Genomic DNA, 14,212 nt, shown 5'->3' with positions numbered 1-14,212 from the left:
CACAGGCTTTGCAACCTTCGGTCTGAGGCAGGATGGCGCGTCCAGATTCGGGAAACGGACGAACGCGGCACCCTGCAGGGAAACAGATACAAGGCGAGGCCGCCCATGACGCCGCTTACGAGCAAGTTCGAAGACCAGAGCCAGTTTCAGACCGGTTTCAAGGCTGAAACCCCTCGGAAAACTGCCATTTTTGGTGTGCCGGCGGGCCGTCCGGAAGTGCTCATCTCCGTTCATGACGAGATCGAGCCGCTCAAGGCGGTATGGCAGGCACTCGAAAAGTCCGGCGATGGCACGCCGTTCCAGACCTACGCATGGGTCTCCGCCTGGCAGCGTCATATCGGGACGAAGCAGGGCGTGAAGCCCGCCATTGTCGTCGGATGGGACAATGAAGGCGGTGCGCTGTTCATTCTTCCGCTCGGCATCGAAAACGGTGTGATCTGTCACAAGCTTTCCTGGCTCGGCGGCGATCTCAGCGACTACAACGCGCCGCTGCTTTCCCGCGATTTCCCGCGCTATATCTCGCCCGCGCAGTTCCCGGCGCTCTGGGACGAGATCCGCGACACGCTCCCCACCCATCACATCGTCACGCTCAGCCGTATGCCGCAGCGCGTCGGCGAGCAGGCCAATCCGATGATGACGCTTGGCGGTCTGCGCCAGAATGCATCTTCCGCTCACATGACGATGCTGAAGGAAGACTGGGCCACCTATTATGGCGAGAAGCGCTCGTCCGGCAGCAAGAAGCGCGACAAGCAGAAGCGCCGCAAGACCGAGGAACTCGGCGCGGTTTCGCTTGTCACGCCGGAGAGCGCGGATGAGAAGCTCCGCTCGCTCGATACCCTGATGGAGCAAAAGGCCATCACCTTCGCGCGCATGGGCGTGGCCAATCTTTTCGACAAGCCGGGCTATCGCGACTTCTATCGCGATGTTTCGACGAGCGAGGACGCGGAAGGGCTGATCGAGGTCAATCATCTTGCGGTCGGCGACACGGTCGCGGCGACGGCCTGGGGGCTCAACTATGGCGGCCGCTACCACTATGTGCTCGCGAGCTACGACGAGAAGTCGGAAGCCTCGCGTTTCGGTCCCGGCATGATCCTGCTCATGGAGCTCATGACGCGCGCGACCGAAACCGGCAAGGCGGCCTTCGATTTCACGATCGGCGACGAGGGCTACAAGGATCAGTGGTGCGAAGTCGAGGTCCAGCTCTTCGACCATGTCGAGCCGAACAATCTCGTCGGCTGGCTCGGTCTCGGCCCGCGCATCGCTTATCTCCAGGTTAAACGATTCATCAAGCAGACCCCGGTACTTTGGCAGGGGTTCACCCGGCTGCGCGCGGCGAAGGGCGTTTTCACCGCGACATTCACCGCCCGGGCTTGAGGGCTACAGCAATGAATCCGGACAGGCTCCCGCCGCGCTTCAGGCGCATCGGGCACATGATCGCCGGCAAGCTTGGCGATGCGCATCTCGCGGGCGTGGTCCGGGGGGCGGCCTTCGTCATGGGTATTCGTATCGCCGGCGCCGCCATCGCGCTGATCAGCCAGGTGCTGCTTGCGCGCTGGATGGGCGCTTTCGAATACGGCATCTTCGCCTATGTCTGGGTCTGGGTCGTGGTGCTTGGCATTGTTGTGCCGCTGGGCTTCGGCACGTCCGTGCTTCGTTTTATTCCCGAATACAGGGCGGCGGAAAAATGGCGCCGTCTTGCCGGCGTCCTCAAGGCGTCTTTCGGCATCGTTGCCGCGCTCGGTGCGGCGGCGGCGGCGGCCGGGCTGCTTCTTCTCTGGGCGCTCAACGGCTACATCCAGGATTATTATCTCTGGCCGCTCGCCATAGCGCTTCTTTGCGTGCCGGGCTTTGCGCTGATGGACTGGCAGGAGGGCGCGGCGCGCGCCTTCGGCTGGGTCAATCTCGCCTATGTTCCGAACTATATCGTTCGGCCGCTCGCTATCGTGATCATTACGGGCGGCATCATCTACTTCACCGGCAGCGCCACGGGCCTTCACGTAACGCTTGCTGCACTTGTTGCAACCTTTGTCACCATGCTCGGGCAGCGCTTCGTCCTGTCGCGCCGCGTCACACAGGTGGTGCCGGGTGCAAAACCCGTCTATCACGTGAAACACTGGGTCGCGATCTCCGCGCCGCTGGTGCTCGTCGAGGGGCTTTTTCTCCTTCTTACCAATACGGACATCGTGCTGCTCGGCTATTTCGTCGCGCCCGACGAAGTCGGCATTTATTTTGCCGCCACGCGCATCGCAAATCTCATGGCCTTCATTCAGTTCTCGGTCGCGGCGCTCGCCGTCCCGAAATTCGCGGAGCTGCATAGCGCGGGCAAGCGCGAGGAACTGGAGGCTTTCGTTCAGGGTTCGACCCAGTGGATCTTCTGGCCGACGGTGGCGGCAGGTGCCGTTCTTCTTCTCGGCGGCAATTTCGCGCTTGGCCTCTTTGGCGAGAATTTCGATGCGGGCTATCCCGTACTCTGCGTTTTGATGCTGGGCTTCCTTGCGCGCGCAGCGACAGGGTCCACGGAATATCTGCTCAACATGACGGGCAACCAGAACGCCGTCGGCTGGACCTATGGCGTTGCCGCGGTCGCGAATATCGCGCTCAATTTCCTGCTGGTGCCATCACTCGGGCTCATGGGCGCCGCAATCGCGACTGCCATCTCCATCGTTGCCTCGACGCTCTGGCTCGCCGTCATTGTTCGCCGCCGCCTTGGAATCACTGTCTTTGTTCTCGCTGGACCCGTCCGGCGCAAGCTTAACGCCACGAGGGCTGCATGACGGGTCTTGGCCAATATCCACTCTGGCAGGGTTTCGCGAAGAAACGCTCGCGCATCGGAAATGAACTCACGGTTGAAGTGCTGAGCCATGCCGCGCGCTATCTGCATGGCCGCCCGCCAAGCGCCGATGTCATCATCCTCGAAAGCGCGGATGCGATCATGCCGTTTCGCGCGGAAATCGACGCGCTCGCCGCTTTCGCGACCGACAGGAACGTGCAGTTTGAGAGCGCGACGCTCGCATCTGCGATGGAGCATCTCCAGAAAAAAGATGAAGCCCGCGTGGCGCTCCTCTGGAGCGAGGCCGACGGGACCGGCAACCGTCTGTTGGTCGGTCTCGTGCCTTACCGTGTCTCGCGGGGTCTCTATGGCTCGCCATTTCCGATCTGGCATGTCTGGCAGCACATCCATAGCTATATAGGAACGCCGCTGTTGCGCGGCGGATACGAGCAGCAGGCGGTTCGCCGGTTCTTCGCTCTTGCGGAAATGCAAGGTGCGGCGCTGGTCGACTTTCCGCTCTTCGAAGCCGAGGGCGCCTTCGACAAGGCGCTTCGCGAGATCATGGCGTCAGGCAATGTCCGCTTCCGCGAGACCGGGCGCCACCAACGCGCCTTTCTTCGCTCCGAGCTCGACGGGGAAGCCTACCTCGCGGCGAATATCCGCAAAAAGAAACGCAAGGAATTCAACAGGCTCTGGAACCGGCTGGCGGAACTGGGGGCACTCGATTTCACGGCGCATGAGGGCGGCGAAAACATTGACGAGTGGATCGCCCGATTCCTTACGCTCGAAGCACGGGGCTGGAAAGGCAAGCGCGGGACGGCAATGAAGATGCGTGCGAATGAGCGCGCCTATTTCGAAGAAATATGCCGCGGTGCGCATCGGGCGGGAACCTTGCATTGCACCGAACTCACGCTGGACGGAAAGCCGCTTGCGATGCTTGCCAGCTTCCGCTCGGGACGCGGCGTCTTCACCTTCAAGATCGCCTTCGACGAAAGCTATTCGCGTTATTCGCCCGGTACGCTTTTGATGCTGAAAGCCATCGGCGCTTTCCTCAGCGATGACAAGGTCGACTGGGTTGATTCCTGCGCCGTGCCCGGCCATCCGATGATTGACCACATCTGGGCGGAACGCCGTACCATGAGCAGTATGCTCGTTACGACGGATCACGCTTTCAGCGCGCCGCTTGCCGGTTGGATTACATTTGCCCAGCGCGCCGAAGCGGCTGCGCGCGCCAAACTCCGCGTTCTTTACGACCGTCTGCAAGGAGATGGAAATGAACAAGCTGATTGAAGTCGAAACGGGATGCGTCACGGAAGAGATGCCGCGCTCGACATTTCGGGTGGCGCATTCGCTCGACAATCATCCGTTGTTCACGCTTGAGCGGCTTGCGCGCCTCGCGGCATCCTTGCCTGCCGATCAGGTGGAGTTCAACGGTCCGGTTTCGCCCAATCAGGATCCTTCGCTTACGCCCTCGAACGGCATGACGCCGGAAGAAACCGTTCACCGTATCGAAGAAGCAAAGTCCTGGATGGTCATCAAGAACGTCGAGGCCGATCCGGAATACAAGGAGCTGCTCGATGCCTGTCTCGACCAGGTGGCTGAGCAGACCGGCGGGCTCATGGGTGCGGGGATGATGCGTCAGGCTTTCATTTTCGTCACTTCACCCGGCAATGTCACACCGTTCCACATGGACCCGGAGCTGAACTTCCTGCTTCAGCTGCGCGGGGGGAAGCGTATGTCGCTCTTCGATCCGAGCGACCGTGAGGTCGCAAGCGCCGAGGACATGGAGCTCTTTCCCGGCAAGCACCGCAATCTGCCCTATGCCGACGCGCTCGAGGCGAAGGCCACGCAACAGCATATAGAACCGGGAGAAGGTATCTTCGTGCCGCTCTTCGCGCCGCATTGGGTGCAGAACGGCGACGAGGTTTCCGTCTCCTTCTCGATCACCTGGCACACCGAGGCTTCGCAGCGTCTGGTGAAGCTCTCCTACATGAATGCAGGCTTGCGCAAGCTCGGCTTCCCGCAGGCAGATGCGGGCGAACATCCCTTGTGGGACCGGGTGAAGATTGCGGCCTATGATGTGCTGCGCCCGGCCTACGACACGGTGAAGCGTTTCGTGGGTGACAGGCACAAGGCCGTTGCGATTTTCTTTGGACGGAAGGCGCAGGCGGTGGCGGGCTGATCAGGCCCGATGTGCCGCAACCCGCTGCTGGACGGGGTGCGCGGGATATTCCCGTAGCGCCTCGTCGCCATAGCGGCGGTAGCGGCGCAGGTTGACCCGCGTCAGCAGGATCCCCACGCGGCGGCTGCTTGCCGCCGAGAGAAGCTTCAGCGCACGGGCAACGATGCGGCGTCCTGTCGACGACCATTTCACCACAAGTATCGTAACGTCTGCGGTTTTTGCGAGCACTTGCGCGTCTGCGGCCGATAGGGCCGCGGGCGAGTCGATGATCACATAGTCATAGGTCTGCTGCAGCGCGCTGAGCACCCACTGCATCTGCGAGGAGGCAAGGGCGCCGGTCGGGTTGGCGATGGGTGTGCCTGCCTGCATGATGTGGGCGGGGCTCATGGAATCCTTGCGGATAACGTGCTGGAAGGCTGCACGGCTCATCAGCAGGTCGGCCAGGCCAGGGCGGCGCGCGACATTCATTGCTTCGTGAACGGACGCATCGCGCATGTCGGCGTCGACGATGATCGTTCGATATCCGCCGAGCGCAAAAACACGGGCGAGGCTTGCGGCCGTCTCCGTCTTGCCTTCGCCTTCGAGTGCGGAGGTGACGAGCACGGTGCGGGCGCGCCGGTCGCCGACGCGGGCGAGCAGAACATGTCCTTGAAGGGCGCGGATGGATTCCGCGTAGGGCCCGGAGGGATTGCGGAGAATGTCGTCGGCGGGTGCGAGGGTGCCACGCTTCATTTCCGCTTCCGGCACGAGACCGAGAAAGGGCATCCCCGTTGTCCGTTCGGCCTGCTCGCCGGTGCGGAAGCCGCGCGAGAAGACCTCGATCAGGAAAGTGACGAGGAACGCAAAAATGACACCCGCGATGGTGGCGAATGTGAGCGCGGATGACATGCGCGGGAAGGTCGGCTCGGCTGGCTGCTGGGCGCGCGAGACGATGCGTGCATTCGCTGCCTGTGCGTCCGCTTCGGCGCGAGCCGTTGCCTGCTGATAGCGCAGCAGGAAGGATTCGAGCAGCGCGCGGTTCGAAGCCGCGTCGCGCTGGAGCGCCCGCAGTTTCACCTCGTCCTGATTCAGTTCGCCCATGCGGCGCTGTAGCCGGGTCAGGCTTGCGCGGAGCGAGTTCACGCGCGCAGAGGCCACCCGCGCCTCGTTCTCCAGCGCCTCAATGATCTTCAGGACCTCCTTTTCGATCTGGCGCTCCAGGTCGGCGAGGTTTGCCTGTTCTGCCTGAAGGCGCGGATGCGTCGGCAGCATCGTCTCCGACATCTGCGCGATCTGGGCGCGGAGTGCGACCTCCTGCTGACGCAGGTTCTGGATCAGCGGCGACTGCAGCACTTCGGCGGCGGAGTTCACCGCATTGCCCGATGCAAGAAGCTCGCGCGCATTGCCGAGTTTCGCCTGTGCGGCGGCACGATCTGCCTCGGCGGAGGAAAGCTGGCTGTTAAGCTGCGTGAGCTGCTGCTGGGGCAGGGTGGAACCGTCGGTGAGGAAGAGCCCGGAGCGTGTGCGGAATGTTTCCACGGCAGCTTCGGACTTCTGCACCTTGCCGCGCAGTTCCTCGATCTGTTCGGCGAGCCATTTCGTGGCTTCGCTGGTCACGCCCGTCCGCTGCTCGATCTGCTGCTCGATGTAAAGTTCGGCAAGCCGGTTGGGAACGATAGCCGCCATACGCGGATCGACGGAGGTAAAGACGATGGCGATGACGCGCGAATTTGTCTTCTGATAGACCTCCAGCCGCGAGAGCACGACGTCAGTGATTTCCTCGATATCGGTCGAAGGGGTGCGCGCGCGCATGCCGAAGGCAACGGCGACGCGGCCGAGAAAACCCGGCGAGCGAAGCGCCGGATTGAATTCGGGATTGGAGGCAAGGCCGAGATCGGTGATGAGGCGCGCCACCAGCAGGCGCGAGGTCAGTACCTGGATTTCGGTCTGAAGGGTCTGCGCATCCGGGAGCAGCGGCGAACTCTCATTGTCGAAAGTCGAGATTTCGCCTGCGCGCGGCGCGAGCATCACGCGGGTTTCGACGGTATATGTCGGTGTTGCCGTAAACAGCCAGAACGCGGCGACGACCATGAAGGCCAGGAATACGCCGAGAATGATTTCCTTGCGGGCCCATACGCCGCGCAGCACTTCCCACGGCGAAATATCGCCTGCTGCGCTCTCGTTTGGCGCATTGCGGCGGCGGTCGCCGAAAGTGACTACGGAGTTCGGATGGGTGTCGGTCATGCGTTCCGCTCTGGAGGTACTTGCCCGCTTGCCCGAAACGAGGTGCCGGGCAGGCAGGGACACTGCGTCCAGTGCCGCTTGGCAGTAGACGGCCTTTAGGTAACGGAAGCCTTAACGCGGTGCCCTGAAGCGGCCGGGAAAGCAGGTTTTCACCCGTTTTTTCACCTTGTTCACACAGCCGGACATGCTGGCAATTGCGAAAAAATTAACCCTTCCGCCTCTAGTCTCCAGAGGCACGAAACCTTTCCAGAGAGTCTGTCCATGAAGCTTCGTCTCGCCCTTTTCCTGATGGCGATTTTCGCCGCAGTCTCCGGCTGCGCGGAGCGGGGGGTCATTGCAGAACGTCCAGTCTCCACCGAAAACGACACCTATCGCCTCGATACGGGCGACAAGCTGCGCATCGTCGTTTTCGGTCAGGCCGAACTCAGCGGCGATTTCACCGTGGACAGTTCCGGCGCCGTCTCCATGCCGCTGATGCCGCCCATTCAGGCACGCGGTCTCACCACCGACGAGTTCGAGGATGTCGTCGCCGTCCAGCTCAGCAATACCCTGCTGCGCAATCCCAATGTCAGTGTGCAGGTTACGGAGTTCCGGCCCTTCTTCATTCTCGGTGAAGTGCAGCGCGCCGGTCAGTACCCTTACGTGAACGGCATGACGGTTCAGAGCGCGGTCGCGGTTGCGGGCGGCTTTACCTATCGCGCCGACGAGGACCGGGTGAAGATCACGCGCAATCGCGGCGACCACATCGTCGAAATCGGTGTCGACAGCACGGCCCCCGTCCTGCCGGGCGATACGATCCTCGTGCGGGAGCGCTATTTCTGATGGCCGCCGCTGCGCATAGCGGCCGGAACGGTCGGAAAGATGCGCGCAAGAGCGTGCGCAGGGCCGTTCATGTCATGCGCCTGCCGATGGGCGGTCTCTTTCGTCATGTGCGCGATCTCGTCGCCGGACAGCAGGAAGCGGGTATCGCGGTTGGCGTGATCTGCGCCGAGCCGCCGGACGAGCGCGCCGCGGCGGCGCTTGCGAAGCTCGCGCCCCAATGCGGTCTCGGCCTCCATGTCGTTCGCATGTCGCGCCTTCCCGGTCTTGGCGACATCGTGAATATTCGCGAAGTATCGCGCCTGCTGCAGTGGTTGAAGCCCGATATCGTTCACGGCCACGGTGCCAAGGGCGGTATGCTCGCGCGTCTTGCGGGCGGCGCGCCGGATGCGCTCCGCATCTACACACCGCATGGCGGATCGCTGCATTATGGCGCGGCAAGCCTCGAGGGTATGGTCTATCTCGGGGCCGAGCGTCTGATGCGTCAGCGTACAGACGGCCTCATCTTCGAATCCGAATTCAGCCGCAATGCCTATCGCGCCAAGGTCGGCAGGCCCGCCGCACCGACCGTCGTCATCCATAACGGTCTCTCCGAGTCAGAGTTCGAGCCGGTGGCCCCGGCCAGCGACCTCGCCGATTTTCTTTTCATCGGTGAGCTTCGCATGCTGAAGGGCGTGTCGACGCTCATTCAGGCGGCCTCCTTCCTTCCGCGGCCTGTCCGCCTTCGCATTGTCGGCGCCGGGCCGGACCGTGCCGAATTCGAGAAGATGGCGGCGGAAGCAGGCGGCGAAGCGACGATCGAATTCATGGGGGCGATGCCCGCACGCGAGGCCTTCAGCCTGGCCCGCGTGGTGGTGATGCCGTCCTGGCATGAATCGCTGCCATATGTGGCGCTTGAAGCCGCCGCGGCGGGAATACCGCTGATTGCAACGAAGGTTGGCGGCGTGCCGGAGATTTTCGGTTCTCTCAGTTCCCGCCTCGTGCCGCCGGGAGATGTGCCTGCGCTTGCCGCTGCACTCGCGCGCGCACTCGGCGATCCTCAGGCTCTCGAAGCCGATGCCATTGCGCTTCGCGACCGCGTTCGCGAATTCTTTTCCGTTGCCCGCATGGTCGATGGCGTTGACGGCTTTTATGCCCGCCTTCTCGATATGCGTGAGGCCGGAGAGGAGATGGCGCGCAAGGGCAGGGCGGAGGCGCCCGCTCGTCCGGGCTTCACCGGCGCGGAACGCTGAACCATGGACGGCTGGCAGATCGACATCGGTGACAGACGCAAGGGGGCCCCGTGCCGTCCGCTTGCGGTGCTTCTCGCCGAATGTCTTGTCGTGCTTGTCATCCTCACGAGTTTCTATGTCCGCTCGGACCAGACACAGGACAACCCCTCGCCCTATGACCTGATGATGGCGGGCACGATAGCTCTTCTCTTTCTCCTCGGACTTCGCTTCCCGCGCCGTCTCGGTCCGCCTGCGGCGTTTTGGGGGCTCATCGTCGCGGGCTTCGGCATCGGGGCGATGGATGCTCTCTACATGGAGCGCGTCAAGCCCGCGCTGATGACGACGGTCTATCTGGTAGGCAGCTTTCTTTTCTTTGCGTCATGGGTCTATGCGGACCCGATGCGGCGGCTCTCGCAAATCTTCTGGGCCTATACGGCGGCGGCGGCGATTGCGGCCGCACTCGGCATTGTCGGCTATTTCGGCCTGTTGCCGGGGGCGGAAATCTTCACCGAATATGGCCGCGCGCGGGGCACCTTCAACGATCCGAACGTCTTCGGTCCCTTCCTGGTCGCACCCGTTCTCTTTCTCGCCTGGAAGCTCAGCACCGCGCAGTCGGTCCGCGCGCTCTGGATGGTCTTGCCGCTCGGCGTGCTGGTGCTTGCGCTCCTGCTCAGCTTCTCGCGCGGCGCCTGGGGCAATCTTCTCTTTGCGGGCCTCGTCTTTTTCGGCCTGACGCTCTCGACCTCGAAATCCTATCTCCAGACGATGCGGCTCATCTTCTTCGGTGCGCTGGCCGTGGTGGTCATGGTGGGTGTGGTCGGCTTTGCGCTGTCGAGCCCCAAGGTGGCGGATCTCTTTGCCCAGCGCGCCTCGCTGACCCAGAGCTACGACACAGACCCCGATCATGGACGCTTCCAGAGCCAGTCACGCGCCCTGGCGATGGCGCTCGAAAAGCCGCTTGGCCTCGGCCCGGCGCAATGGGCGATGATCAACAAACTGGACACCCATAATGTCTATCTGCACATCCTTGTCGGCGGCGGCTTTCTGTCGGGGCTTGCCTTTATTGCGCTGATAATCGTCACCCTGGTAAGGGGATGGCGCGCCATTGGCCGTGACAGCCCGGAGCAGGGCATCCTCATCGTCATTTACGCGGCGGTCCTCGGCCATGTCGGCGAAGCCGTCATCATCGATATCGATAACTGGCGCCATTTCTATCTTTTGATGGGAACGCTCTGGGGCGTGATGCTCGCCGTCGAGGAGCGCGGCGGCGTGAGGCGGCGCATTCTGCGGATGCCGTCGCGGGGAGCGCCGGATATTGCCCCCGGCGCATCCGGCTTCCAGACATAAGCAAGACACAGGAATACGGGCCCGCCGGGGCGGGTTTCTTGCTCGTTCATCGATATGAGGTGATTGGAGGCCACGCCCGGAATCGAACCGGGGTATACGGATTTGCAGTCCGCTGCGTCACCACTCCGCCACGTGGCCAATCTCCCCTTGGTGTCCGGCTGGGTGCCGGCCTGATATTGAGGCGAATCTCCGATCGTCCGGGGGTTCGTAGCCGCAATCTCGGGGCGGGCGGGGTATAGCAATTCCCCGGCCCGGGTACAACGACCAATACGCCATAGGGCTTTCCGTACTCTTAATCTCCTGACATTCCGCCCCGCGACATTCCGCGAATTGAGTTTGAACGCCGGGGCCAGTATAAACGCGGGCAAATCGCCTTACATGAGGGCCGTCTCGGGCCCAAGCCTCTGGATGAGATCATGACCGACTTTGCCGCAGCCCGTCACAACATGGTCGAGAGCCAGGTCCGTGTGAATTCCGTTACGGATGAGCGCATCATCGACGCCATCGCCGATATCCCGCGCGAGCGTTTCGTCCCGACCGCCCGGCAGGGCATCGCCTATATGGACGAGGATGTGAAGATCGTTGACGGAACGCCGCCGCGTTTTCTCATGGAGCCCCGCGTCTTTGCGAAGCTCGTCCAGCTAGCCGAAATCGGCAATGACGATCTCGTCCTCGATGTCGGTTGCGGCACGGGCTACTCCACTGCCGTCCTGTCGCGCATCGCGGGCACGGTCGTCGCCCTCGAATGCGATGAGGCGCTTGCCGCGCAGGCGGGCGCCACGCTCTCCGATCTCAGCGTCGATAATGCGGTCGTCGTGACGGGGGCTTTGCCGGAAGGCTATGCGAAGCAGGCGCCCTATGACGTCATCTTCATCAACGGCATGGTCAGTTCGGTCCCGGAATCATTGCAGAAACAGCTTCGCGAGGATGGCCGTCTCGTCTGTGTGCTGGGAGACGGCGTTTCGGGCCGGGCGCGGCTCTATGTCCGCTCGGGCGGTTCGTTCAGCGGGCGCGACGCATTCGATGCGAATGTTCGCTTTCTTCCGGGCTTCGAGCCTGTCGAAAGCTTTGTTTTCTGACTTTTGCTGGCAGATTGCACCTATTCAGGGAAAATACTTCTCAATCTGGGAATAGCAATTCTCCTTTCCTACATTTAGCCTGCCGGTCTTGAGGTTCACCTGCGGATGCGTTGAGGGACGAAGCCGCCTCTTTCGCGGAGAAGTAAGAAGAATGAAACGATCCAGCACCACGTCCCTGACACGTATCCTGTCCCTCGCTCTTGGCACCACCGCGCTGACCGGCCTTCTGGCCCTCACGCCTGCCAGTGCTGAAAGTCTCACCGACACGCTCACAGCCGCCTATGCCACAAATCCGACGCTGGCTGCGCAGCGCGCTCAGTTGCGCGCCACCGATGAAAGCGTGTCACAGGCGCTTTCGGGCTGGCGCCCGACCGTGCAGGCGCAGGGTACTTACGGCGCAACGCATACGGAAACGACCCTCAACAGCGGCATCAAATCCGATGGCGACATTGAGCCCTATACGGGTTCCGTGACACTTAGCCAGAACGTCTTTGCAGGCGGACGCACAGTGAATGCGACCGATCAGGCGGAGTTCGGTGTGCTGGCGGGCCGCGAAGCCTTGAAGAGCGTGGAGCAGGCGACACTCTTCAATGCCGTTCAGGCCTATATGAACGTCATCCGTGACCAAAGCACCGTCGAACTCAATCGCAGCAATGTCGAAGTGCTCCAGCGTCAGTTGGAAGCCACCACGGACCGCTTCCGCGTGGGCGAACTCACCCGGACGGATACGGCGCAGGCCGAGGCCCGCCTTTCCTTGTCGAAATCGAACCTTACGGCCGCCGAAGCGCAGCTCACCGCGAGCCGCGCCTTCTATGAGCGCGTCGTCGGTCAGATGCCGGGTACGCTGGAAAAGCCGCCTGCTATCGCTACCCTTCCCGAAAGCGAGGAAGCTGCGCGCGCCATTGCCGAGCGGAACAATCCCACGCTCCAGTCCGCGCGCTATGCCGAGCGGGCAAACAGTGAGGCGATTTCCGTTGCGAAGGGTGTGCTGCTTCCGAGCGTCGATATCCAGGCGCAGTACCAGTATGGGCGCGACCCGTCGCTGACCGTTCGCGATGTCGAGGAAAGTTCGCTCCTCGGTGTGCTCACCATTCCGCTCTATCAGGGCGGCGCGGAATATTCGCAGGTGCGCGAGGCGAAAGAACTTCACAACCAGAGCCGTCTTCAGGTCGCAGCCGCCATGCGCGAGGTGGATGAAGCCGTCCGCAATGCATGGGACACGCTGCGTTCGTCGCGCGCGCGCATCATTTCCACCAAGGAAGGCGTGAACGCCAGCGAGATCGCGCTCGAAGGTGTGCGTCAGGAGTCGGAAGTGGGTGCGCGCACCACGCTCGATGTGCTGAACGCCGAACAGGAAACGCTCAATGCCCGCGTTTCGCTTGTCAGCGCCGAGCGAGACCTTGCGGTTGCCGAATACGGACTTCTCGCCGCTATGGGCCTTCTGACGGCTCAGGCTCTCGATCTTCCGGTGCAGTATTACGATCCGACCCGGAATTATGATGAAGTTCGCGACAAGTGGGTCGGCTTCGGCACCGCCGGAGACGAATAAGCGGCGTCAGGCTCCGCTTTCAGGTTCGACCGGTTAAAGAGAAATTAAGGGGAAGTTGGCAAATCCGTTCAACTTCTCATAAGGTTCTCTTGCTATTTGTCTTATCTGGACAAGGCGAAACACGTGTGAGCAGGGCGTAGGAATGAGCAATCAAGGCCAGGCACAAGAACCGACGATGGAGGAGATTCTCGCCTCCATCAGGCGGATCATTTCGGAGGACAGCGGCCCTGAAGACGAGGCGCCGTCTGCATCCGCCGAGGCTGCGCCGCCTCCGCCTGCGGAACCCGCGCCTGCGCCGGAACCCGCGCCCGAACCTGCCGCTGCTGAACCTGTTGCCGCGGAAGAAGACGATATTCTCGAACTGACGGAAGCGCTGCCGGAAGAGGCTGCCCCGGAAGAGCCTGTCTACGAGGCGCCGGCTGCGGAGCCTGTGCAGGCGGCGCCGGCCTATACACCGGAACCCGAACTGGCCGCTGACGATATTCAGTTCGCCGAGCCCGACCCCGAACCGGAGCCCATTCAGGAGCCCGCGCCGGAACCGGAGCCTGTCTACGAGCCGATTCCCGAGCCCCGGCTCGAAGCTGAAGCCGAGCCGGAATTCGCGCCTGAGCCGGAGCCCGAAGTGGCGCCGTCCCTTGCCGCAGGTATTGCGCCGCAGCCCGATTCCGTGATCGAGGCCGACGACACCGATGTTGAGGAGCCCGTTATGAGTGCCGATCAGTCCCCGCTTCTGTCGAGCGATGCCGAGACCGCCACTTCAGCGGCATTCGGCGCCCTTGCGAACTCGCTTGCCGATTCTTCCGGCGGCCGCACGCTCGAGGACATCGTGGCCGACATGCTGCGTCCGATGCTCAAGGACTGGCTCGATGAGAACCTGCCGGCGCTGGTCGAACGGCTTGTGGCGGAAGAAATCGAGCGAGTAGCGCGGCGCAAACGCTGACGCTGCCGCTATCGCGGGGCCATATCGGCCCGGCCTGATCAGTTCCGAATGCTTGATAGGGTGGCGCTGCCTGTGTAACACAGGCCCGCGCC

Annotated in this window: 11 protein-coding genes and 1 tRNA gene; 10 read left to right on the top strand and 2 right to left on the bottom strand. The window is 62.5% G+C overall.

The features are described 5' to 3' along the window. The first annotated feature begins 105 nt into the window (after positions 1 to 105). Genes ABJO61_RS05390 through ABJO61_RS05375 form a run of 4 tightly spaced genes read left to right on the top strand, consistent with a single transcriptional unit; the run spans position 106 to position 4,952 of the window. A complete protein-coding gene (locus ABJO61_RS05390) occupies positions 106 to 1,374 on the top strand; it encodes a GNAT family N-acetyltransferase (RefSeq protein ID WP_348327482.1) in 1,269 nt (422 codons plus the stop codon). Positions 1,375 to 1,430: 56 nt separating this feature from the next. Then, a complete protein-coding gene (locus tag ABJO61_RS05385; RefSeq protein ID WP_348327479.1) occupies positions 1,431 to 2,774 on the top strand; it encodes a polysaccharide biosynthesis C-terminal domain-containing protein in 1,344 nt (447 codons plus the stop codon). Then, positions 2,771 to 4,060 carry a GNAT family N-acetyltransferase gene (locus tag ABJO61_RS05380; RefSeq protein ID WP_348327476.1) on the top strand — a complete coding sequence of 430 codons (1,290 nt, stop codon included), beginning with the start codon at positions 2,771 to 2,773 and terminating at the stop codon, positions 4,058 to 4,060. The genes ABJO61_RS05385 and ABJO61_RS05380 overlap by 4 nt, the downstream gene beginning before the upstream one ends. Continuing rightward, on the top strand, positions 4,044 to 4,952 hold the full coding sequence (locus ABJO61_RS05375; RefSeq protein WP_348327473.1) for a cupin-like domain-containing protein: 909 nt from the start codon (positions 4,044 to 4,046) through the stop codon (positions 4,950 to 4,952). Before ABJO61_RS05380 ends, ABJO61_RS05375 begins: the two co-directional genes overlap by 17 nt. Here ABJO61_RS05375 and ABJO61_RS05370 read toward each other — a convergent pair whose 3' ends face one another. After that, positions 4,953 to 7,175 carry a polysaccharide biosynthesis tyrosine autokinase gene (locus ABJO61_RS05370; RefSeq protein WP_348327470.1) on the bottom strand — a complete coding sequence of 741 codons (2,223 nt, stop codon included), beginning with the start codon at positions 7,173 to 7,175 and terminating at the stop codon, positions 4,953 to 4,955. It lies immediately after the preceding gene. 261 nt (positions 7,176 to 7,436) lie between these two features. On the opposite strand from ABJO61_RS05370, the gene ABJO61_RS05365 reads away from it, so the two are divergent. The 3 genes from ABJO61_RS05365 to ABJO61_RS05355 are packed head-to-tail and all read left to right on the top strand — an operon-like array spanning position 7,437 to position 10,552. After that, entirely contained in the window at positions 7,437 to 7,997 is a 561-nt protein-coding gene (locus tag ABJO61_RS05365) for a polysaccharide biosynthesis/export family protein (protein WP_348327467.1), read from the top strand. Then, a complete protein-coding gene (locus ABJO61_RS05360) occupies positions 7,997 to 9,226 on the top strand; it encodes a glycosyltransferase (RefSeq protein ID WP_348327464.1) in 1,230 nt (409 codons plus the stop codon). Before ABJO61_RS05365 ends, ABJO61_RS05360 begins: the two co-directional genes overlap by 1 nt. Before the next feature lie 3 nt (positions 9,227 to 9,229). Then, positions 9,230 to 10,552, top strand: a complete 1,323-nt coding sequence (locus ABJO61_RS05355; protein ID WP_348327461.1) for an O-antigen ligase family protein — start codon at positions 9,230 to 9,232, stop codon at positions 10,550 to 10,552. A 64-nt stretch (positions 10,553 to 10,616) separates the two neighbouring features. Here ABJO61_RS05355 and ABJO61_RS05350 read toward each other — a convergent pair. Continuing rightward, positions 10,617 to 10,690: transfer RNA gene (locus ABJO61_RS05350), tRNA-Cys, on the bottom strand. 278 nt (positions 10,691 to 10,968) lie between these two features. On the opposite strand from ABJO61_RS05350, the gene ABJO61_RS05345 reads away from it, so the two are divergent. The 3 genes from ABJO61_RS05345 to ABJO61_RS05335 all read left to right on the top strand — a co-directional run bounded on the left by ABJO61_RS05345 (position 10,969) and on the right by ABJO61_RS05335 (position 14,120). Further along, positions 10,969 to 11,631, top strand: coding sequence for a protein-L-isoaspartate O-methyltransferase (locus ABJO61_RS05345; RefSeq protein ID WP_348327458.1), 663 nt, complete (start codon positions 10,969 to 10,971; stop codon positions 11,629 to 11,631). Between the two features lie 151 nt (positions 11,632 to 11,782). Then, a complete protein-coding gene (locus ABJO61_RS05340) occupies positions 11,783 to 13,180 on the top strand; it encodes a TolC family outer membrane protein (RefSeq protein WP_348327455.1) in 1,398 nt (465 codons plus the stop codon). Positions 13,181 to 13,322: 142 nt separating this feature from the next. Then, a complete protein-coding gene (locus ABJO61_RS05335; RefSeq protein ID WP_348327452.1) occupies positions 13,323 to 14,120 on the top strand; it encodes a DUF2497 domain-containing protein in 798 nt (265 codons plus the stop codon). Positions 14,121 to 14,212: the final 92 nt, after the last annotated feature.

It is taken from the genome of Parvibaculum sp. (assembly GCF_039973015.1).
In the GTDB taxonomy this organism is placed as follows: domain Bacteria; phylum Pseudomonadota; class Alphaproteobacteria; order Parvibaculales; family Parvibaculaceae; genus Parvibaculum.
Note: the sequence above shows the minus strand (reverse complement) of the source record. Positions and strands in the feature narration are given on the sequence as shown.